At 46.0% G+C, this 20,569-nt stretch carries 19 protein-coding genes and 6 tRNA genes; 5 read left to right on the top strand and 20 right to left on the bottom strand.

Annotated features, from left to right (window positions below):
* Positions 1-10 precede the first annotated feature (10 nt).
* The 9 genes from der to ndk form a co-directional block, all read right to left on the bottom strand.
* Positions 11-1,507, bottom strand: coding sequence for a ribosome biogenesis GTPase Der (gene der, locus K6Y21_RS08980; protein WP_233071502.1), 1,497 nt, complete (start codon positions 1,505-1,507; stop codon positions 11-13).
* A gap of 74 nt (positions 1,508-1,581) precedes the next feature.
* Positions 1,582-2,763, bottom strand: coding sequence for an outer membrane protein assembly factor BamB (gene bamB, locus K6Y21_RS08985; protein WP_233071503.1), 1,182 nt, complete (start codon positions 2,761-2,763; stop codon positions 1,582-1,584).
* Positions 2,756-3,424 (bottom strand): YfgM family protein, encoded by a 669-nt coding sequence (locus tag K6Y21_RS08990; protein WP_233071504.1) that lies wholly within the window; start codon positions 3,422-3,424, stop codon positions 2,756-2,758. Before K6Y21_RS08990 ends, bamB begins: the two co-directional genes overlap by 8 nt.
* A 10-nt stretch (positions 3,425-3,434) precedes the next feature.
* Positions 3,435-4,715 carry a histidine--tRNA ligase gene (hisS, locus tag K6Y21_RS08995; protein WP_233071505.1) on the bottom strand — a complete coding sequence of 427 codons (1,281 nt, stop codon included), beginning with the start codon at positions 4,713-4,715 and terminating at the stop codon, positions 3,435-3,437.
* 99 nt (positions 4,716-4,814) lie between these two features.
* Positions 4,815-5,930 carry a flavodoxin-dependent (E)-4-hydroxy-3-methylbut-2-enyl-diphosphate synthase gene (ispG, locus tag K6Y21_RS09000; protein WP_233071506.1) on the bottom strand — a complete coding sequence of 372 codons (1,116 nt, stop codon included), beginning with the start codon at positions 5,928-5,930 and terminating at the stop codon, positions 4,815-4,817.
* A gap of 6 nt (positions 5,931-5,936) precedes the next feature.
* Positions 5,937-6,905 (bottom strand): RodZ domain-containing protein, encoded by a 969-nt coding sequence (locus K6Y21_RS09005; protein ID WP_233071507.1) that lies wholly within the window; start codon positions 6,903-6,905, stop codon positions 5,937-5,939.
* On the bottom strand, positions 6,895-7,659 hold the full coding sequence (pilW, locus tag K6Y21_RS09010; protein WP_233071508.1) for a type IV pilus biogenesis/stability protein PilW: 765 nt from the start codon (positions 7,657-7,659) through the stop codon (positions 6,895-6,897). Before pilW ends, K6Y21_RS09005 begins: the two co-directional genes overlap by 11 nt.
* 21 nt (positions 7,660-7,680) lie before the next feature.
* Complete coding sequence (rlmN, locus tag K6Y21_RS09015; protein ID WP_233071509.1) at positions 7,681-8,808, bottom strand: dual-specificity RNA methyltransferase RlmN; 1,128 nt, start codon at positions 8,806-8,808, stop codon at positions 7,681-7,683.
* Positions 8,809-8,927: 119 nt separating this feature from the next.
* A complete protein-coding gene (gene ndk / locus K6Y21_RS09020; RefSeq protein WP_233071510.1) occupies positions 8,928-9,359 on the bottom strand; it encodes a nucleoside-diphosphate kinase in 432 nt (143 codons plus the stop codon).
* A gap of 173 nt (positions 9,360-9,532) precedes the next feature.
* Here ndk and K6Y21_RS09025 point away from each other — a divergent pair, with 173 nt between their 5' ends.
* A complete protein-coding gene (locus K6Y21_RS09025; protein ID WP_233071511.1) occupies positions 9,533-11,035 on the top strand; it encodes a DUF3369 domain-containing protein in 1,503 nt (500 codons plus the stop codon).
* Positions 11,036-11,068: 33 nt separating this feature from the next.
* Here K6Y21_RS09025 and K6Y21_RS09030 read toward each other — a convergent pair.
* The 8 genes from K6Y21_RS09030 to dnaQ all read right to left on the bottom strand — a co-directional run bounded on the left by K6Y21_RS09030 (position 11,069) and on the right by dnaQ (position 13,963).
* Positions 11,069-11,145 (bottom strand) — tRNA-Asp (locus K6Y21_RS09030).
* 36 nt (positions 11,146-11,181) lie between these two features.
* Positions 11,182-11,258 (bottom strand) — tRNA-Asp (locus tag K6Y21_RS09035).
* A gap of 29 nt (positions 11,259-11,287) precedes the next feature.
* Positions 11,288-11,364: transfer RNA gene (locus tag K6Y21_RS09040), tRNA-Asp, on the bottom strand.
* A 24-nt stretch (positions 11,365-11,388) separates the two neighbouring features.
* Positions 11,389-11,465 (bottom strand) — tRNA-Asp (locus K6Y21_RS09045).
* A 22-nt stretch (positions 11,466-11,487) separates the two neighbouring features.
* Positions 11,488-11,564 (bottom strand) — tRNA-Asp (locus tag K6Y21_RS09050).
* A gap of 58 nt (positions 11,565-11,622) precedes the next feature.
* Positions 11,623-11,699: transfer RNA gene (locus K6Y21_RS09055), tRNA-Asp, on the bottom strand.
* A 258-nt stretch (positions 11,700-11,957) separates the two neighbouring features.
* Entirely contained in the window at positions 11,958-13,241 is a 1,284-nt protein-coding gene (locus K6Y21_RS09060) for a TIGR03503 family protein (protein WP_233071512.1), read from the bottom strand.
* Entirely contained in the window at positions 13,229-13,963 is a 735-nt protein-coding gene (dnaQ, locus tag K6Y21_RS09065) for a DNA polymerase III subunit epsilon (RefSeq protein WP_233071513.1), read from the bottom strand. Before dnaQ ends, K6Y21_RS09060 begins: the two co-directional genes overlap by 13 nt.
* 41 nt (positions 13,964-14,004) lie before the next feature.
* Between dnaQ and rnhA the strand changes: the two genes are divergently transcribed.
* Positions 14,005-14,472: a ribonuclease HI gene (gene rnhA, locus K6Y21_RS09070; RefSeq protein WP_233071514.1), complete on the top strand. Its 468-nt coding sequence runs from the start codon at positions 14,005-14,007 to the stop codon at positions 14,470-14,472.
* Positions 14,473-14,553: 81 nt separating this feature from the next.
* On the opposite strand, the gene K6Y21_RS09075 is transcribed toward rnhA, so the two are convergent.
* Positions 14,554-15,309, bottom strand: a complete 756-nt coding sequence (locus tag K6Y21_RS09075) for a class I SAM-dependent methyltransferase (protein ID WP_233071515.1) — start codon at positions 15,307-15,309, stop codon at positions 14,554-14,556.
* Between the two features lie 126 nt (positions 15,310-15,435).
* Here K6Y21_RS09075 and gloB point away from each other — a divergent pair, with 126 nt between their 5' ends.
* A complete protein-coding gene (gene gloB / locus K6Y21_RS09080) occupies positions 15,436-16,245 on the top strand; it encodes a hydroxyacylglutathione hydrolase (protein ID WP_233071516.1) in 810 nt (269 codons plus the stop codon).
* A gap of 63 nt (positions 16,246-16,308) precedes the next feature.
* Positions 16,309-17,880: a LysM peptidoglycan-binding domain-containing protein gene (locus K6Y21_RS09085; RefSeq protein WP_233071517.1), complete on the top strand. Its 1,572-nt coding sequence runs from the start codon at positions 16,309-16,311 to the stop codon at positions 17,878-17,880.
* Here K6Y21_RS09085 and K6Y21_RS09090 read toward each other — a convergent pair.
* Positions 17,877-18,785, bottom strand: a complete 909-nt coding sequence (locus tag K6Y21_RS09090; protein WP_233071518.1) for an endonuclease/exonuclease/phosphatase family protein — start codon at positions 18,783-18,785, stop codon at positions 17,877-17,879. The two genes, K6Y21_RS09085 and K6Y21_RS09090, sit on opposite strands and share 4 nt — an antisense overlap.
* Before the next feature lie 54 nt (positions 18,786-18,839).
* On the opposite strand from K6Y21_RS09090, the gene K6Y21_RS09095 reads away from it, so the two are divergent.
* Positions 18,840-19,067 (top strand): hypothetical protein, encoded by a 228-nt coding sequence (locus K6Y21_RS09095; protein ID WP_233071519.1) that lies wholly within the window; start codon positions 18,840-18,842, stop codon positions 19,065-19,067.
* Positions 19,068-19,171: 104 nt separating this feature from the next.
* Here K6Y21_RS09095 and argA read toward each other — a convergent pair whose 3' ends face one another.
* Complete coding sequence (gene argA / locus K6Y21_RS09100; RefSeq protein WP_233071520.1) at positions 19,172-20,494, bottom strand: amino-acid N-acetyltransferase; 1,323 nt, start codon at positions 20,492-20,494, stop codon at positions 19,172-19,174.
* Between the last annotated feature and the right edge of the window lie 75 nt (positions 20,495-20,569).

The raw sequence follows: 20,569 nt of genomic DNA on the forward strand, positions 1-20,569 counted from the left end.
TTACCTCCGATTATTTTTTATGAAACTTCATCATCCGCTTGCGTTTACGCTCTTGCGAAGCAGTGAGTTTATTTACCTTGCCCGCAAATGGGTTTTCACCCTCTTTAAATTCAACGCGAATGGGTGTGCCCATCAGATTTAGCGACTTTCTGAAGTAGTTGATCAAGTAACGCTTATAAGCATCTGGTAATGCTGATACCTGATTTCCATGTACGATGATACGCGGCGGATTGTAGCCACCCGCATGAGCATAGCGCAATTTAACACGGCGTCCTTTTACCAAAGGTGGCTGATGATCTTCTGCCGCCATTTGCATAATGCGGGTTAACATGGACGTTGACACGCGCTTGGTCGCCGAGGTGTAAGCTTCTTGTACCGACTCGAACAAGTGACCCACACCGGTACCGTGTAAAGCTGAAATAAAGTGTACTCGAGCAAAATCGATAAAGCCTAGACGGCGATCCAGCTCGCTTTTTACACGATCTTTCACTTCTGAATCAATACCATCCCACTTGTTGATCACCACGATTAATGAGCGACCCGCATTCAGGGTGTAACCTAATAAACTTAGATCTTGATCTGAAATATTTTCACGCGCATCGATCACTAACATCACCACGTTAGCGTCTTCAATGGCTTTGAGGGTTTTAATTACCGAAAACTTCTCCACCGTTTCATACACTTTTTTACGGCGGCGAACCCCTGCCGTATCAATCAAGATGTACTCACGATCATCACGTTTCATCGGGATATAGATACTGTCACGCGTGGTGCCCGGCGCATCGTAAACAATCACGCGTTGCTCACCAAGAATACGGTTGGTCAGAGTTGATTTACCCACATTTGGGCGGCCAATAATGGCCAATTTGATTGGCATATCGGCAAACGCTTGCTCTTGCTCAGCAATTTGGGCTTGTTCTAGGGCATCAAGCTCAGCCATGTCGATGTCGGACATCCCATCATTTTGCTCAAACTCAAACTCAGACTCGACTTCTGGCTCTGCCTCTGGCGCAAATTCCTCAAAGTCTTCAAATGCTTTTTCAATCAGAGAGCGAACGCCTTTACCATGGGCCGCTGCAATCTGGTACACCTCACCCAATGCTAATTTGTAAAACTCGCCAACGGCAGAATCCGCATCAATACCGTCGGTTTTGTTCGCGACCAGAAAAACCTTCTTTTCTTGCTTGCGTAAATGCATGGCAATGGCTTCATCGGCTACGGTCAAGCCGGCACGGGCATCTACCAAGAAAAAGACGGCATCCGCTTCTTCAATGGCTTGTAAAGATTGCCCCGCCATTAAGGCATCAATGCCTTCCTCATCGCCAGTGATACCACCGGTATCCACTACGATAAAAGAATAATCAGCAACATTAGCCTGGCCATATTTGCGATCACGGGTTAAGCCGGGAAAATCGGCAACTAATGCATCCCGCGTGCGAGTTAGTCGGTTAAATAAGGTAGATTTGCCAACATTTGGGCGTCCCACCAGAGCAAGCACAGGTAACATCTTAATAATCCTATAAATAACAAAGGCCCCTTAATCAATAAGGAGCCATTTAACAAAGAGTAACGAGCTGACGATTATGGTCTCGCTAGCGCGATCACTTTTCCACTGCGAGTTTGCACGATGATTTTATCACCATAAACAACAGGTGCCGTGTATAAACCATCACTGTCTAGCTCTTGTTGCGCAACAAATTTGCCGTCACGATCAAGCCAATGCAGGTAGCCTTCAGCATCACCCACAATGATGTAGTCACCCACCACGACAGGGGCAGTCAAGTTACGGTACTCCAGCTGAGTGTTACTCCAAACCTGCGCACCGGTTCGACGGTCAACAGCGTAGATATGGCTTTTCTCATCGGTTAAAAACAGATTAAAGCCACTGATGGCCATGGAGTTATAAGCCGAGTAATTGCGCTTCCATGTCGGCTCTGCCGCTTGTAAATCAAGAGAGACCAGGTCTCCGTTGTAAGCAATGACATAGGCCGTGGCACCGACAATAATAGGCTTGGCATCCACGTCTACAATACGCTCTAACTCCGTTGCCCCTTTGGGTATCGCGATACGTCGCTCCCAAACAGGGATACCCGTTTCTGCAATCACAGCAACAAACTTACCGTCCGCGCGACCATAAAGAATGGCACCACCTGCTTCAACAGGCTCTGCCGAGCTGCGCAACGTTAGCGGGGGTTGATCGAAGTTAAGTTGCCATACTCGCTCGCCACTGTATTCTTGAAAAGCGTGTAAATCACCTAAACTGTTATGCACTATGATACGGCCACCTTCTACTAGTGGCTTAGCAATCACCTCACCGCCAGTATTGGCTACCCAACGCACCTCACCCGTTTCAGCATCAATAGCAAACAACTGGGCATTTTCAGTGCCAACATAGATGGCATCGTAACTGGCCGTGATCGCACCCGAAATTCTTGCGCTCTTATTCAAAGCATTCGATTCGTGGTTGCTAATATCTATGTTCCACAATTGCTTACCTGTGTTGACGTCTAACGCTTTGATCAAACCTTCACGGTCGGCAACAAACACTTGATTACCAATAAAGGCAGGCTGCAATTGGGAGTAATAATGTTCAACTCCATCACCGATTGACGAACGCCATTCGGTAACAGGCTCATAAGACTGATTTATCACAGGCAATTCAGCCATGACAACGCTGTCTTCTTCTGAGTCGAACAAAGAGCACGCTTGTAGCATCAAACTTGATGTGCAAACTAGCGCGATCGTTTTCAACCATTTATCCATTCACAACCTCATCCGCGGGAGTGCTTTCGATTGATGTTGCTGGTTGAGCTAAATCATCCAGCTTGATTTTTAATGCTGGGTTGCCTGCTTCACCGCCAGCGGTCACCGCCGTTTGATAAGCGATTCTGGCTTGTTCGAGTTCGCCTTGTTGCAGGTAAATGTCACCCTTAGCTTCCTCTACTTTGGCTTTAAAGGCTTCCTCTTTCACTTCAGCTAATGTCGCTAGTGCAGCATCAAATTGCTTCAACTCAGCCTGAACTCTGGCCAGTCTGAGATTAACAGTAGGGAGCAATATCTCACTTGCCTTGTTCTTTTTAAGCCAGTTCAGTTGATTTAATGCAAGCTCAAAGTCGCCTTTATCAACCGCAGACTTGGCTAACAACATTGCGGCCAATGCACCGTAGTTATTATCACTATTTTGATCGATGAAGGCTTGCGTTTTCGCCCAAGCGTCATCGCTGCCACTTTCTAGCACTTCAATGGCTTGAGTATAGGCCACAGAGGCTTCTTCTTGAGCGACAATTTTTTGCTCATTATAGAAACGCCAACCCCATAATGCGCCTAAGCCAACGACGGTACCAAAAATCACTGCGGTACCGTTTTCTTTCCACCAATTCTTTATCGCATCAACCTGTTGTTCTTCGGTTTCGTAACCTACCACGTTATACCCCTTACTTCTCAAGCATCATTGCGACGACATCAGCCATGGCTGTTTGTGCAACGGTTTGTTGTTCATTCTTCCCTGTTAGATCTTTGATGGTCACTTGCTGCTGGGCCATTTCTGACTCACCTAAGATCAACGCGATACGAGCGCCTGATTTATCAGCCCGCTTCATTTGTTTCTTAAAATTGCCACCACCGCAATGGTTCATCACTTTAATACTTGGCAGCGCTTGGCGCAATTGCTGCGTAAGTAACATGCCTTGAATATCTGTGCCCTCGCCCACTAATACGGAATAAACATCGACAGCAGGCGTAATATCTTGGTTTAGATCTAAGGTTTCGAGCATTAAGACTAAACGCTCTAGGCCCATCGCAAAGCCAACCGCTGGGGTGGCTTTACCGCCGATTTGTTCAACTAAGCCGTCGTAACGACCACCCGCACACACGGTGCCTTGCGAGCCTAAACTTTGGGTAACCCACTCAAACACAGTGCGGTTGTAGTAGTCTAGACCACGCACTATCTTTTCATTAACGACATAGTTAACGCCTGCCGCGTCTAAAATTTGACAAAGCTTGGCAAAATGCTGTTTTGACTCTTCATCCAAGTAGTCAGATAACTTAGGCGCATCCACTAAAATGGCTTGTACTTGTTCATTTTTTGAGTCCAGTACACGGAGTGGATTAGTATGCATACGACGCTTGCAGTCTTCATCAAGGGCAGACTCGTGCTCCGTTAAAAAAGCCACCAGCGCATCACGATAAACAGCGCGGGCTTCGTTGGAGCCTAATGAGTTTAATTGCAGTTCAACGTGCTCGCTGATCCCCAATTTTTGCCAAAACTGCGCCGTCATTAAAATCACTTCAGCGTCAATATCTGCACTGGCCATACCAAACACTTCGACACCAAACTGATGAAACTGACGGTAACGGCCTTTTTGTGGTCGCTCATGACGAAACATAGGGCCGATATACCACAGGCGACGCTCTTGATTGTAAAGCAAGCCGTGCTCATTTCCCGCTCGTACGCAAGATGCCGTGCCCTCAGGACGCAGTGTTAAGCTGTCGCCATTACGGTCATCAAAGGTGTACATTTCTTTTTCAACGATATCTGTCACTTCACCGATAGATCGCTTGAATAAATGGGTACTTTCAACGATCGGCATTCTTATTTCAGAATAGCCATAACTGCTGACAACTTGCTTTAAGGTATTTTCTACTTTTTGCCACACTGGCGTTTGTTCGGGTAAACAATCGTTCATCCCGCGAATAGCTTGGATCGATTTGGCCACTTGAAATTCCGTTCTATTTAAGATGATGGCTGGAAATTAGCAGGCATTATAGGGATTTTTACTAGCCAGGTAAAACCTGGCTAGGAATGAATGCAGTAATTACTGGTTTTGTATTTCTATTTTTTTACTTGGATCAAGGGTCGACACACGTGCGCGGATTTTCGCTTCTAATAACTCAACCAATTTGTCGTTATCAAAACGCTCTTTTTGCCTAACACCGTCTTCATAATAGCCACTTTTATTATTGCTGCCCGTGATCCCCAAATCAGAAATCAGCGCTTCGCCTGGGCCATTAACCACACAACCTATGATGGAGACATCAAGGGGAGTGGAGATGTCCTCAAGGCGTTGCTCAAGAGCATTGACCGTGTTTATCACATCAAATTCTTGACGTGAGCAACTTGGACAAGCAATAAAATTAATGCCTCGGCTCCGAATTCGCAGTGATTTTAATATATCAAAAGCGACTTTCACTTCTTCTACCGGATCGGCTGCCAACGACACGCGTAAAGTATCACCGATACCTTCGGCCAATAACATGCCTAAGCCTACGGCGGATTTTACCGAGCCACTGCGAAACCCGCCCGCTTCGGTAATGCCTAAATGAAGGGGCTGCACGATTTGTTTAGCAAGCAGGCGATATGCGCCGACGGCTAAAAACACATCGGACGCTTTCACGCTAACTTTAAACTGATCGAAATTCAACCTATCTAAAATATCGACATGGCGCATCGCTGATTCTAGTAACGCTTCGGCCGTAGGCTCACCGTATTTCTCTTGAATATCGCGCTCTAACGAACCGCCATTCACGCCGATACGAATAGGAATATTTTTGTCTCTGGCACAATCCACCACAGCACGAATACGATCTTCTCGGCCGATATTGCCCGGGTTAATACGTAAACAATCGACACCATATTCGGCCACTTTAAGGGCGATGCGATAGTCAAAATGAATATCTGCGACTAAAGGAACAGAAACTTGCTGCTTAATGAGCTTAAATGCTTCGGCTGCATCCATGGTAGGCACAGACACGCGAACGATATCGGCGCCCACGTCCTCTAATGATTTGATTTGCTTAACCGTTGCCTCGACGTCCGTGGTGCGGGTATTGGTCATGGATTGCACCGCGATAGGCGCATCGCCGCCAACCGGTACATTACCCACCATAATTTGGGTGCTTTGACGTCGTTTAATCGGGGATGTTTGATGCATAACTCGTTATTCTTTTACTGGTAATTCAAAGCGTGCAATTTTACCCGCTTTATACTGAGACATATCATAGGCTTTGCCGTTATAGGAGATGGCCACCGCCTTAGGTGCACCTATGGTGAATTTAAACGGCGCTTTACCTGATAATGTCAAGCTGGTGCCCTTTTCTTTCACGCCAATGGCCAAGGTTTCACCCTCCACATCGGTTACCTTGATCCAACAATCGTTAGAGAAAGTGAAATCGACCGTTAACACAGAGTCATCAACCTCTGGCGATACGGTGGGCTCTGCCGCTTGCACATCTGACTCATCGGCAATAGCTTGCTCTGGTGCTTCACTTTCATCTGTGGTGTTTTCTTCAACTTGCGCTGCAGGCTCATTCTCAGCGGCATCGCTTGGCTGTTCAATGTTTACTTCAACAGGAATGGCTTGAGGTAACACAGACTCGGCTTGCTCGCTTATCGCTTGCTGAACCGGCAAATCTTTTGTTGCATGCTCAGGTTCAATGGACGCGATGATGCTCTCATTCACTAACTGCTCAGAAGTAGCCGGCTCTAAACTGGCCTTTTGCAACCACCACCAAACCAGCATACCCACTAAGGCAACGCCGATAGCCCAGCTTACCCAGGTTAGACGGTTGTTGTGAGCTTCTTGTTGAGTGCGCTGTGAGAAACTTTGCATCGGGGTCTGACTCGGCTCTTTAATGCCTAAGCTGTAATAAGCATTTAAGATATCTTCTTCACTGATGCCTAAGATCCTAGCGTAAGCTTTTAAATAGCCTTTAATGAAGGTAGCCGACACTTTTGGATCAAAGGTTTCGTTTTCTATGTCGTTAATATTGTGCGCCCGTAAGTTTAAGCGAGCGGCAATATCGGTGACCGTCAAGCCCTGTTTTTCACGCTCTGCACGTAACATGGGGCCTGGGCCGCTTGGGCCCATGTCTTGAATTTCTTCTGGGGCGTTATTTTCAGTATTCATTATTTAAATATCGTTGTGACTCAATCGATTGAGGAAATTTATTGACTAAACGTCTGCCAAAGGATCTGACTGCCGTTTCACGATTTTGAGCTGATTCTAGACGGATCCAAGTCCACAGGCTTTGTGGAGAATCTTTCGCCACTTTTTGATACTGCAATAGTACGGTTCGCGCGTCTTCAAATTTTTCTTGAGTGACATAGATAGAGGCAATCTCAATCAAAGAGACGGCCCTTCTCGGACTGTGTGACAGCGCATTGTTAAAATAGGTTAAGGCTTTATCAAGATCACCGGACTTTTTAGCGCATAAGCCGGCATTTTCGTAGGTATCTCCTACCCGAACATAGCTACTGATACTCACGGCTCTTAAGAATTGCTCTTCCGCCGCTTTATATTTTTGCTCTCGGCACAAGAAGGTACCGTAGTTATTCATGGTATCCGCATCATTGCGACCGAGCGACAAGGCTTGACGATAGGATTTCTCCGCTAACCTAGGCTCATTAACCACCTCATAATAATAGGCCAATGCGCGATGTATTTCAGGATCGCGAGTATTGTAAGACAAGGCTTTTTCTAAATTAAACTTGGCTTGCTCAGTGTTTCCTTGTTGTAAGTATTGAATACCTAATTGCATCCTTGCTTTAGCCGCGCCATCGTAATCAACGGTTTGGCTAACACTTTTTCCTGCCACTGTAGTTTCACTGACACAACCCAGTAGACTCAATAAAACGCCTGCACCTAGGATAAGTTTTTTCATATACCACAAGTATCTAACAAATCATTGTGTCATTGTGACGGAAATTGTCTCGCCTTGCATCCGTTTTTTAGCAGTTCTTTTTGTTCTATCAATCACATCGCCCACTAATTGACCACAAGCGGCATCAATATCGTCACCCCGCGTCTTACGAACCGTCACGGTGTAACCATACTCTTGTAATACTTTGTTAAATCGATCTACACGGCTGTTGCTCGGTTTAGCATAATCCGACTCAGGGAAAGGGTTAAATGGGATCAGGTTGATCTTACAAGGCAAGTCTTTAACCAAATGCGCCAACTCATGGGCCAAGTCGGTCGAGTCATTATAATGATCCAGTAACACATATTCGATGGTCACTTTACCGCGGTTAGCTTTCGATTTAGCGATATAACGTCTAACGCCATCTAAAAAGTCTTGAATATTGTACTTATCGTTGATCGGCATCATCTCCGAGCGAAGCTGGTCGTTAGGCGCATGTAATGAAATAGCCAATGCCACGTCTATTTTATCACCTAAAATATCCAATGCTGGCACCACACCTGAGGTTGAAACCGTCACGCGGCGCTTTGATAAGGCAAAACCCAGATCATCAAGCATCAGCTCTAATGCCGGTACAAGGTTTTTCATATTCAGTAGTGGCTCACCCATGCCCATCATAACCACATTAGTGATAGGGCGCTGGCCAGTACCATTGGCTTTCACAGGACCAATTATTTTAGCCGCACGCCACACTTGACCAATGATTTCAGATACAGACAAGTTGCGGTTAAAACCTTGTTGCGCCGTCGAACAAAATTTACATTCAAGGGCACAACCCACTTGAGAAGAAACACATAAAGTGGCCCTATCCCCTTCTGGTATATAAACGGTTTCAACGTCTTGGTTGCCTACTTTCATCGCCCATTTGATGGTGCCATCGGCACTGCGCTGCTCAAATGAGACTTCCGGTGCTTTGATCTCCGCTCGCTGTTTCAGTTTTTCGCGCATTTGCTTATTGATGTTGGTCATTTCATCAAAGTCATCAACACCAAAATGGTAAATCCACTTCATCACTTGGTCGGCGCGAAACGGCTTTTCACCCATATCGGCGAAAAACTGGCGTAAGCCGGCACGGTTTAAATCAAGTAGGTTTATTTTTTGATCAGACATAAGCTCTCACAGCGGTGGATTACAGCTAAAAATTGGTCGCGAATTGTACAAAGTTTATAACGAGGATACTAGAGCAGATTAGACAAAAAGCATTGGCACTGCCAATGCCTCTTGTTTAGTTATGATTTTGCAGAAAAAATTTCGTCATCAGTAAAGAAGTAAGCGATTTCACGCTGCGCTGATTCTGGGCTATCAGAGCCGTGAACGCAGTTTTCACGAACCGAAGAGGCAAAATCTGCACGTATGGTGCCTGGCGCAGCTTCTTCAAAGTTGGTCTTACCCATGATTTCTCTGTTTCTGGCAATCGCATCTTCGCCTTCAAGTACTTGCACCATAATAGGCCCTGACGTCATAAAGCCAATGAGTGGCTCATAAAAGGGACGGCCAAGGTGCTCGGCATAAAAACCAGCAGCTTGTTCTTGATCTAATTGCAGCATTTTTGCCGCAACAATTTTCAATCCAGCTTGTTCAAATCGCTGATAGATGGTGCCAATTAAATTACGTTTAACTGCATCCGGCTTAATAATCGAGAAGGTTGTTTCTACAGCCATGTACATCATCCTATTCATTTCTTACATTTTTTAGAGCCACGATTATAGGCATAGCCTATGTTAAAGCCAAGTTAAGACGTGATGACAACCAAACTCTTCTTGTCGAATATTTGAAAACTCAAAGAGATAGTCTATTTCTTAAATATACCGATTTTACTTTGATCAGGCAGCCCATGGATGACGATATTCTAATTATCGATGATGACGAACAGGTGTCGGACAGTGCGATGCAGCATTGGACTGTGCTCATTGTTGATGATGAATCTGAAGTACATCGTATTACCAAAGTGACCTTAAGTCAGTTTCGTTTTGATGATAAAAGCATTCATTTTTTACACGCCTACTCCGCCAGCGAAGCAAGAGAAATTTTGCGCACCGAATCCGACATTGCCTTAGTGCTACTGGATGTGGTCATGGAGACAGACGATGCGGGTTTACAGGTTGTTAAATATATTCGTGATGAACTCGATAATCACAGTATTCGGATCGTGTTACGCACAGGTCAACCCGGTCAAGCCCCCGAAGATGATGTCGTTGAAAGCTATGACATTAACGATTACAAAGATAAGACAGAACTCACCTCACAAAAGCTACGCACCTTGATCCGGGCCAGTCTGCGCTCCTATCGCGATATCTGCAGCCTACAACGAAACAAACGCGGTTTAGAAAAAGTGATTCAGGCCTCCAAAGGCATTTTTGAAAAAACTGCTCTAGAAAGCTTTGTTGAAGGGGCGCTCGAGCAATTAACGGCCCTGCTTGAGTTAGAAGACACCACCATCTACAACATTAAGCACGCCTATGAACTGAAAAATACCGCACTAGAAATGTTGCACTCCACTGCTGATGATAAAAGTAGCGAAGGTGACTTACAAAACCACTCCATTTTGCAACAAGCCATTCAAGAAAAAGCCAATATATATCAAGAAAATGAAGTTGTAATTTACTGTAAAAACCCACGCCATAACCTGATTTTTCATATTGAAGGTACCAGAGAGTTAGGTGATGTCGATATTCACCTGCTGAATTTATTCACTGAAAACATTGTCGTAGCTCTTGAAAATATTCGTTTGAACGAGGTCATCGAAGATAACCAAAAAGAGATCATGTACCGTTTAGGTGAGGTCGTTGAAAGCCGCTCAAAAGAATCGGGTAGCCATGTTAAGCGCGTTGCTAATTACACGGCATTATTAGCTAAACTATCTGGGCTCGAGGCTGAGCAAGTAGAAACCTTAAAACAAGCTTCTCCCTTACACGATATCGGTAAAGTAGGCATTCCCGATGCCGTACTAAACAAGCCCGCTAAGCTCGATCCTGCTGAATGGGAAATCATGAAGACCCATGCCAAACTGGGCTACGATATGCTGTATGACTCGGATATTCCTATTTTGCGCACCGGTGCAGCCATTGCTATGTACCACCACGAAAAGTGGGATGGTAGCGGTTACCCCAATGGCCTCAAAGAAGAAGACATTCCCATTGAAGGCAGATTAACCGCATTAGCCGATGTGTTTGATGCCCTAGGTTCAAAACGCTGTTATAAAGAGCCATGGGGGATTGACGAGATCATGGATTTAATCAACAGTGAATCAGGCAAACACTTTGATCCTAAATTGGTCAAAATACTGAATGAGAATTTAGATTTATTCTTGGAGATAAAGGGGAAATATCAAGATTAGGAGAGAATCTGTTTTGCTCCGTTGATACGATATTGGCGGAGCGGACGGGACTCGAACCCGCGACCCCCGGCGTGACAGGCCGGTATTCTAACCAACTGAACTACCGCTCCGCTATATGTATCATTTTTACGCATCAACTCAGAAAGTGGCGGAGCGGACGGGACTCGAACCCGCGACCCCCGGCGTGACAGGCCGGTATTCTAACCAACTGAACTACCGCTCCGGTATCTGAATCAACTTGTATACTATTTCTGGCGGAGCGGACGGGACTCGAACCCGCGACCCCCGGCGTGACAGGCCGGTATTCTAACCAACTGAACTACCGCTCCGAAGAAATAATATTGCATGTTTGTTGGCGGAGCGGACGGGACTCGAACCCGCGACCCCCGGCGTGACAGGCCGGTATTCTAACCAACTGAACTACCGCTCCATAACAAACATTTTAAGATAATTGGCGGAGCGGACGGGACTCGAACCCGCGACCCCCGGCGTGACAGGCCGGTATTCTAACCAACTGAACTACCGCTCCAAATTATCTTGCTTCAACTTTGATTTACATCTAGCAGTTGACACTAGCACAGAGTAAGTGGCGGAGCGGACGGGACTCGAACCCGCGACCCCCGGCGTGACAGGCCGGTATTCTAACCAACTGAACTACCGCTCCACTACCATAACGAGTTGCCAATTTTCGTTAGCGCTTCGTTGTGTGCGGCGCAGATAATACGTACATGCCCCTATCGAGTCAACAACGAATGTGTAAAAAAATCGGAAAAATGACTGTTTGATTTCATAACGAACAATCTTTGTTGAAATTACATACAAGCTGGTGCTTATTACACCAGCTTGGCGACAGTTTGCCATCTCTCCTAAAGCCCCACACCCCAAATTTGTTAAGGATGCGGGGCAATCAATATCAATTTGGCTACTTTTTGCTCTCTTTTTCTAAATCTAATTCTTCCACTGCGGGTTGAGCGGGTTCACCTTGCGGTTGACCTTGTTCAGCCAATTTAGCGGCAATGCGCTGCACACTTCTTCGTTTCCACCAAATAATGCCCACCAGCACTAAGGAAATAAGCAATAAAAGCGCTCCGGCCAACATCAAGTAAAATGATAATTGACTTGGCTCGGGCTCAGGCGCTAACTCTGGCGTTGGCTCCGGTGTGGGGGCAGGCGTAGCAGGCGGCGGGACTACCCTAAACACCTGCTCCTCTAACTCCAGCACAATTTCGCGGCCTGTTCTCGTCGTCGCATAAGCCATGGTAGACACAGTATATTTACCCGCCTCTTCTGGACGAGGTAAGGTTACCGTTAGCACCTCTTGATTCACTTCTCCCTGACCAACAAAAGGCAAAGGCTGTTCGAGTACCCCCTCATAGCTTCCTTTTATCACGAGTGATTCAGGTAAGATTTCGTCTAAATCAATGTTGTAATGCAACATGGGCCCGGGTTGATCAAATGACTCGGTCACTTCTAACGTGACTGGGACGGGATAAACTAATAAATCTTGACGAAAAGCACGGGTAAAAACCTCATTACGGGTGGACACTTCAACGCGATACTTTCCCGCCGGCATATTGATGCTCGGGTGAGTGGTCAATTTCCCATCTCGAGGGTATTCATCGTATCCTTTTCCATCATCAAGAAATTGAAATGTCACCTTGTGGCCATAACCAAAATTATCATCGTTTTCATCATTAAGGCTGGTGAACGTCATATTGATGATCAAATCTTGAATATAATCTTCGGCAACAGGCTGACCACTTTGATTCAATAATGCCGTGGTGAGCTTGACTTGTTCATTGGCGTACAAGGTCGTGGGTAACTTATCCATGTAGAGCTGTAAATCCGTCACCATGCGGATCGCATTGTCAGGACTTAACCGACCAACGGCTTGCCATGGCCCCGGCATGGGTTTGTCTATGGTGATCATGTCAAACTCTAATCCTTCGTGCCACTTAACATTATCTGGGTGGCGACTCGAATAAAGCTTACTGCCATCGGGTTGAACTAAAATGGTCGCTGCGGCGCCAGGTTGACGCTTGATAACAAACGTCACCTTTTCTGCCATCGGGTCGATTCGAAAACGGTTATCGAGCAAGCTGATGTCGTTTTTCTCGAAAAACTTAACCGCCCCAGCTGAGGCGCTGGTCAGCAAGCCCATCACAAAGAGAAATCGAAAGATATATCGAACCATTAGTCTAACCATATACACGGCCCCTTTTTCGCAATTATCTGCAACCTATCTTGGTGAGCCTGGCACTCCTCATCACTGGCGCCCACGACTTTTAGCGCCCTTCGCTCTGCGCTTAAACGAATGATACCTTGTTGATTTTGACTGTCTTGGTTGTCAGATTCTTGATTGAGATTTAACGCGGTCTGCCCGCCAGTCATCAACAGATAAACGTCGGCTAAGATCTCGGCATCGAGTAATGCTCCGTGTAAGGTACGATGCGAATTATCTATGCCATACCTATCACACAACACATCAAGGTTATTTCGCTTTCCTGGAAACAACTCTTTAGCCATTTGTAAGGTATCAGTGACCTGGCAAAAGTCTTCGGTTTTGCCTATTCCGGTTTTGAGTTTGTCAAACTCATAATCCATAAAACCAATATCGAACGGCGCATTGTGAGCAATCACTTCTGCGCCTTTGATGAATTCGATAAACTCGGGAGCAATCTCTGCAAAACTGGGCTTATCAGTCAAAAAAGCATCGGTAATACCATGAACGCCAATGGCCTCGGCATCTATCAGCCTATCGGGTTTAATATAAACATGGTAATGACGGCCCGTTAATCGGCGATTGATTAACTCAACACAGCCTATTTCTATAATATTGTGGTTTAGATAATGAGGACCACTCTCAAAGTTCATACCTGTGGTCTCAGTATCAAGAACCACTTGTCTCACGGTCTGCTCTGTGTTCATATCTGTTCCATGTTATCGTTATTATTACTAGTCTAACAAAAATGAATAAACAGGTTGAACTATATACGGATGGATCTTGCCTAGGCAATCCAGGTCCAGGTGGTTATGGTGTGGTGATGAAATACCTTGGCCACCAAAAAGAGTTGTCACAAGGCTATGAACTCACCACCAATAACAGAATGGAGCTACTGGCTTGCATTAAAGGCCTAAACGCCCTGACCCGCCCTTGCAAAGTGGTGTTAACGACCGATAGCCAATATGTTAGGCAAGGTATTACCAGCTGGATCCACGGTTGGAAAAAGCGTAACTGGCAAACAGCGAGCAAAGCACCGGTAAAAAATGTTGATCTATGGCAACAACTTGATGCGGCAAGCCAACAACATGACATAGACTGGCGATGGGTGAAGGGACATTCAGGACACCCTGAAAATGAACGTTGTGATGAGTTGGCACGTTCAGCAGCAGAATCAGACAATCTAGAGGTTGACCAAGGATACATACCCAATTAACTTGAAGATGCCTATTTCAGGCATCTCCAGGTTGATTGGGTATAACCGCTTCCCGTAAACGCATGATGGCAATTTGGCGAACTACCACTTCTCTTTTTTTGCATTGGGCTCAGAGCCGTGACAATTGGCAAAAGGAGTGGCCGTTAATATCGGCCTTTTTAAACGCCACTTCTCTTTGATTGGCGTGATTGGCCGAGTCGATTTCCGGGCGACAATAAAGTAGTTATCACACAAAACGGGGAAAAAACGTTGTCCGGTTTTTTCATACCAATCAAGCTTTTCATTACGCGCCACGGAAAATCCAAAGCCAAACTTTTCATCGGCTAAGATCTCAAATCCCAACAGATGTAGCCAATCGCGAATTCGCGCAGGGGTAAACATACGGCTGTGATTAACCCAAGGATTGCGGCTAAAGGGGATATATTGGCTTAAGCCATGCCAGCTCACCGGGTTAAAGCCACTGAGTAAAAGAAAGCCATCAGCCGTCAACACTCGCTCTATTTCCCGCAGCATTTGGTGAGGATCTTGTACAAAATTGATACCATGAGCCAGCAAACAGACATCAATGCAGGATTCCTGCAAAGGTAAAGCATGGCTTAAAGCGATTAATCCTGCTGATGAGTGTTCACGAGAAATATTGACTTGGTGGCGGATGGTGCAACTGCAAGTATTGAGCTGGGCACTCAACTGCCCCAGTTTGATGAGATGATAACCAAACAGCTGCGGGCACCACTTATCTAATCTTTGTTGCAATTGCAATTGCAACCATTCGCCGGCAGGTAAATCAGACCATATTTGGGGATCATACACTTTTCGGCTGGTTTTAGCTGGACGCATGAAGTTCTCGTATGGTTAGAATACGTTAAGGTTATCATATCGCTTCAAGGCTGCAATAAAGCGGCATCAAAATCCTTGGTGCGAAACATAATGATGTGAGCCATTAAAACTAACGGAGCGACTGTGATGATACAAGTATTACCGATTCCAGCTTTTAACGACAATTACATTTGGCTGATAAAAAGTGGCCCACAAGCCGCTATCTTGGTTGACCCCGGTGATGGCCAGAGTGCATTGGCTTTCTTAAAGCAGCATAACTTCACCCTGAATGCTATTTTACTGACCCATTATCATCTTGATCACGGGGGCGGTGTCGCGTATTTACAGCAACACCTTGATCACCCCATCGCTGTCTATGGTCCCAAATGGCAACCTACCCCGGTGGGCAAAAAAGCCCCACAAAAACGCTGCCCAGACACGTTTATCGAAGTGGGCGATGGCGATAGTATTGTTATCAACCAGCTGACCTTTAATATCAACGCCGTCCCTGGCCATACCCTAGAGCACATCAATTATGTGTTACAAGATGAAGTCACGCACGTGTTCTGTGGTGACAGTTTATTCTCCGGCGGCTGTGGTCGCGTATTTGAAGGCACCATGGGGCAGATGTATCACTCGGTTAGCGCATATGGAAACTTTCCAGACGACACCCAGCTTTACCCCGCTCATGAATATACGTTAAGCAATCTCGCCTTCGCTCATCAGGTTGAGCCGGATAACCAGCATATTACCGATGCCATCAAACAGGTCGCCAAACTTCGCCAGCAAGGCATCCCCACATTACCCGTCACCGTGGCGCATGAAAAGCGCATTAACCCCTTTATGCGCTGCGAGCAAGCCTCTGTTTTACAAGCCGTTCAAGTGCATTTCGCTGAAGTGACGCCATCACCAGAAATGGTTTTTTCACAACTAAGAAAGTGGAAAGATGAGAGTTAGTTCCTTGATTCCCATCACCACCTTCTCTAACATGTGGCGATTTTTTTTGAAAAAGTGATGAAAATGAAACTACCTCTGGCCCTAACATTGACGATTTTTTTGGTTGGTTGTCAAACCACAGATACTCCAACCGCCCCCCAAGAAGTCTCAACGACACCTAAGCCCAAGGTAGCAAAACCAGAACAAACAACCGCTCCAATTAAACCCAAGCGCATTGTTAAATTGTCACCCGAGCCCGTTGAACCCGATTTATGGCAGGTCATTATTGAAGGCTTTGAGCTGCCTGAGACTCAGAATGAGCGCATTGCTTACTACGTTGATTGGTATTTAAAACATCCCGATTACATGCGTCGCATTTCGAAACGTGCGGAGCCGTTTCTTTATCTCATCGTTGAAGAGATCAAAAAGCGCGATATGCCACTTGAGCTTGCCTTACTACCGGTAGTCGAAAGTGCGTTTGACCCATTTGCCTACTCCCACGGCCATGCGTCGGGTATGTGGCAATTCTTATCATCAACGGGTAAGCGCTTCGGCTTGCAGCAAGATTGGTGGTACGACGGCAGACGCGATGTCATCGCATCCACCAATGCGGCATTGGATTACTTAACGTATCTTAACGAAATGATGGATGGCAACTGGTTACATGCCATCGCTTCATACAATGCTGGCGAAGGCCGAGTGCTGCGAGCGATTAAGAAAAATCGCAAGGCAGGCAAACCAACGGACTATTGGAATTTAGATCTCCCCAAAGAGACCAATGCTTATATCCCTAAGCTGCTCGCATTGGCTGAGCTGATTCGTAATAATGATGAATACCACATGCCCTTACCTGAATTCAAAAACGCCCCCGTGTTGCGAACCGTCAACACAGGGGCGCAAATTGATCTTGCATTCGCGGCCAAATTAGCGGGCATGGATACAGAGCAATTATTACAGTTAAATCCCGGCTTCAACCATTGGGCCACCTCACCTCTTGGCCCCCATGAGCTTTTACTACCTTTAGATAATGCAGAGCAATTTGAAATAGCCCTCTCAAGTGTCCCTAAATCCGAACGCGTGAAATGGCAACGATATAAGATTCAAAGGGGCGACTCCTTAGGTTTGATTGCGCAAAAATTTAACACCCAAGCCGATGTATTACGTAAAGCAAATGGCATTAAAGGAAATAACATCCGCGCCGGAAAGTTTTTACTGATCCCATCATCTGGGCCAATATCAGAAGCACAGACCGCACAACGTAATAAAGTAGCGAAGGTACAAAAAACAACGGAAGCTAAACGTGGCAAGGCAACAATTCATACTGTAAAACAAGGTGATACCTTGTGGGATATAGCCAAAAAGTACAAGGTCAACCATCAAGACATCGCCAAATGGAATGGCCTAACCAAACGCAGTACCTTACGTTTAGGTCAGCAACTAAAAGTCTACAATCAGCCACCGATCAAAGTCACCACGGTCAATGCGCAACTCGCTAACCCCATGGTGTACATAGTTAAAAGCGGCGATTCATTGGGCGCCATTGCACAAGATCATAACGTCACAGTGGAAGAGCTAAAGCAATGGAACAAGATCACTAATCCACGCAGTATTAAACCCGGCCAACCGCTCACCATCAACGTCGCCGAGGTACGTTAATCCTGAAGGTTAAAGCGCACTTCCATTGGAAAGTGGTCCGAGCCCGGTAACGCCAGCGCCTGCGCACTGACTACTTCAAGGCCCTTGTAATAGACATGATCTAGGGCCTCTCCCATCACAACTAACCGGTGATCCGGTGAAAAAGTCACCTCGTTCAGCCCGACATTGGCCACTAATTGGCTTAGGGAAAGCTGGCGTGAGGCACTCCAAGTGTTAAAATCGCCCGCTAAAATAACAGGGCCATGATGGCGCTCAACTAAATCAAATAATGACAATAGCTGTCCCTCCCACTCTGCAGTGCCTAAGGTAAAGTTTATGCCATGGACATTGATCACCAAAAGTCCCGAGTCGCGATTAGCCAAGGGGTAAAGGGTGGTTAAAGTCGATTTAGGGATTTGGATCCAAGGCTCAGGTGTTAGCTCAACACAAACCAGTTGAGCTGTGACTTTTGCTAGGTTTTGCACGCCAAACCAATGACCATCTTGAGAAAATGCACTACTGCCATAACCTTGCCAACCACGCTGCAACCAAAATTGACTAAATGTGGCGTCGCTCCTTGCTTCTTGTAGCACCGCGATATCATGTGAATCGAGCAAATCCATGAGCGTTTGTGGCCACTCGGGATCTTGATATTTATACACATTCCAAACCAGTAAACTGAACTCATTTGCCAGTAAATCTGCTCTCTTGGTAGTGACACGCTGATTTGATTCAACCCGCTCACAACGCGGCCCTTGATAAGGTATCCCTGTTGTTAAGTCATAAACTTGGGTGGTGACCGTGAGTGATTGCAAATAATCACGGCCGACAAGGCCGGCCAGTACCACAACCAACACCACAGCCAATAGCCCCCCCGCTTTCCTCAACGTGGAGATGTTAAAAATTGCTGCATATATATTTAACATTTTCTTCACATTATTCCTATAATGTTACTTCTAACTAGTAGAGAGGGAAGCGCAATGAACAATAAACGCTACCGAGTGACCTATTTCGATCAAGATGGTTGTAAAGAGCACATGACCATAGAGACGCCTTACTATATCTGTCGAGATCATGATACCGCGCTATGTTTGTTTGATGAACAAGGGTGTGTCGGCGATGAGGCACTGCTCGAATCCATGCTGAATCAAAACTTAAACGGGCAACGTGCTTGCTGCATTGTGAATGCAGAGCCCCTGCTGATCTAACAAGTATTCACGAAAAGGTTGCACAGGGAAGCGACAAATAGCGAGCCAAGGGCATAGCATGCTATTGCTGCCAGCACTGACTCGCTGTTGAATCTGAAGAACGATTAAAGGGTTTTAATTAATATCTTAGAATTACGCTGAAAGTTATACATCGACTTTTTCTGTGTGGGCAGATCATTCACATCCGCCGGCACAAAACCACGTTCACGAAACCAATGAATACTCTGCGTAGTTAACACAAACACCTTATTTAACCCCATTTTAATCGCTTGGGCTTCAATATGCCTGACTAAACTATCACCACGGCTGCTACGGCGGTATTTAGGGTGACTCACCACACAAGCCAACTCAGCCATGCCGTCTTCGACAAAGGGATACAAGGCGGCGCAACCAATTACCATGCCATCACGCTCCACAATGGTAAAGCGCTCAATTTCTGACTCCAGTAGCTCACGGGAACGTTTTACTAAAATACCACGTTCTTCAAGTGGTTGAATAAGTTCTAAAATACCGCCAATATCATCAATGTTTGCATCACGGATCTTTTCATAACTTTCGGTGACAATCTGCGTCCCCACTCCATCTCGGGTAAATAGCTCTTTAAGTAACGCACCACTTTCTTGATAGCTCACCAAATGGCTACGCTTTACGCCGCCATAACAAGAGGCAACCGCAGCACGCAAATAACGCACCGTGCCCGTGTCGGTTTCGCTGCCTGCTAACGTGCGTAATTTAGCCTCAGCTTCAGAAGGTAGCATCTCATTAATAACGCGATCTTTGTCATCCAGCACCCCCTGATTAGAACAAAAGCCGATGATTTTGTCAGCTTGTAGCCCAATTGCAACCTGAGTAGCGACTTCTTCAGCCGAAAGGTTAAACGCTTCCCCTGTCACGGAATAACCAATAGGAGGGACCACCACTATCGCACCTTGGCCCAATTGCCAACGTATGCTATCGGTATCAATTCGCCGGATGTTTCCGGTATGACAAAAATCAATACCGTCACGCACACCTATGGGCTGTGCGACCACAAAATTACCTGACATCACATTAATACGAGCGCCTTGCATTGGGGAGTTAACCACGCCCATGGAAAATGTTGCTTGAATATCGATGAGTAACTTACCTACCACCTGCTTGACAGCATTAAGCGCAACGTCATCGGTCACCCTAAGATTATCAACAAACTGGCTTTGCACATGTTGCATCTCTAACGCAGCATCGATTTGTGGTCTAAAGCCAAACACCAAGACCAACTTAACACCGAGACTGTTAAGCAGTGCAATATCACTGACTATTTCTGGAAAATTTTCATGCTCTAAGGCTTCCCCGCCCACCATTAACACAAATGTCTTATTGCGATGAGCGTTAATATAAGGGGCAGATTGCCTAAAACTGCTTACAATCACGTCGGTATCTTGTGCCAATGCAAATTACTCCCTAACAATACGGCTGATCATGATTGTATCTCAACTGACATCAGACTGCAGCGACAAAATCGA

Origin of the sequence: Motilimonas eburnea (assembly GCF_021295345.1) — a bacterium.
Taxonomy (GTDB): Bacteria; Pseudomonadota; Gammaproteobacteria; order Enterobacterales; family CBDFNC01; genus Motilimonas; species Motilimonas eburnea.

What these genes read in the sequence shown, in the direction of transcription:
- gloB (WP_233071516.1), top strand. Translation starts at nt 15,436, where the DNA reads ATGATACAAGTATTACCGATTCCAGCTTTTAACGACAATTACATTTGG.
- K6Y21_RS09095 (WP_233071519.1), top strand. Translation starts at nt 18,840, where the DNA reads ATGAACAATAAACGCTACCGAGTGACCTATTTCGATCAAGATGGTTGT.
- ispG (WP_233071506.1), bottom strand. Translation starts at nt 5,930, where the DNA reads ATGCATCAAACATCCCCGATTAAACGACGTCAAAGCACCCAAATTATG.
- pilW (WP_233071508.1), bottom strand. Translation starts at nt 7,659, where the DNA reads ATGAAAAAACTTATCCTAGGTGCAGGCGTTTTATTGAGTCTACTGGGT.
- K6Y21_RS09060 (WP_233071512.1), bottom strand. Translation starts at nt 13,241, where the DNA reads ATGGTTAGACTAATGGTTCGATATATCTTTCGATTTCTCTTTGTGATG.
- K6Y21_RS09075 (WP_233071515.1), bottom strand. Translation starts at nt 15,309, where the DNA reads ATGCGTCCAGCTAAAACCAGCCGAAAAGTGTATGATCCCCAAATATGG.
- der (WP_233071502.1), bottom strand. Translation starts at nt 1,507, where the DNA reads ATGTTACCTGTGCTTGCTCTGGTGGGACGCCCAAATGTTGGCAAATCT.
- rlmN (WP_233071509.1), bottom strand. Translation starts at nt 8,808, where the DNA reads ATGTCTGATCAAAAAATAAACCTACTTGATTTAAACCGTGCCGGCTTA.
- K6Y21_RS09025 (WP_233071511.1), top strand. Translation starts at nt 9,533, where the DNA reads ATGGATGACGATATTCTAATTATCGATGATGACGAACAGGTGTCGGAC.
- dnaQ (WP_233071513.1), bottom strand. Translation starts at nt 13,963, where the DNA reads ATGAACACAGAGCAGACCGTGAGACAAGTGGTTCTTGATACTGAGACC.
- K6Y21_RS09085 (WP_233071517.1), top strand. Translation starts at nt 16,309, where the DNA reads ATGAAACTACCTCTGGCCCTAACATTGACGATTTTTTTGGTTGGTTGT.
- rnhA (WP_233071514.1), top strand. Translation starts at nt 14,005, where the DNA reads ATGAATAAACAGGTTGAACTATATACGGATGGATCTTGCCTAGGCAAT.
- K6Y21_RS09005 (WP_233071507.1), bottom strand. Translation starts at nt 6,905, where the DNA reads ATGAATACTGAAAATAACGCCCCAGAAGAAATTCAAGACATGGGCCCA.
- bamB (WP_233071503.1), bottom strand. Translation starts at nt 2,763, where the DNA reads ATGGATAAATGGTTGAAAACGATCGCGCTAGTTTGCACATCAAGTTTG.
- K6Y21_RS09090 (WP_233071518.1), bottom strand. Translation starts at nt 18,785, where the DNA reads ATGTTAAATATATATGCAGCAATTTTTAACATCTCCACGTTGAGGAAA.
- ndk (WP_233071510.1), bottom strand. Translation starts at nt 9,359, where the DNA reads ATGGCTGTAGAAACAACCTTCTCGATTATTAAGCCGGATGCAGTTAAA.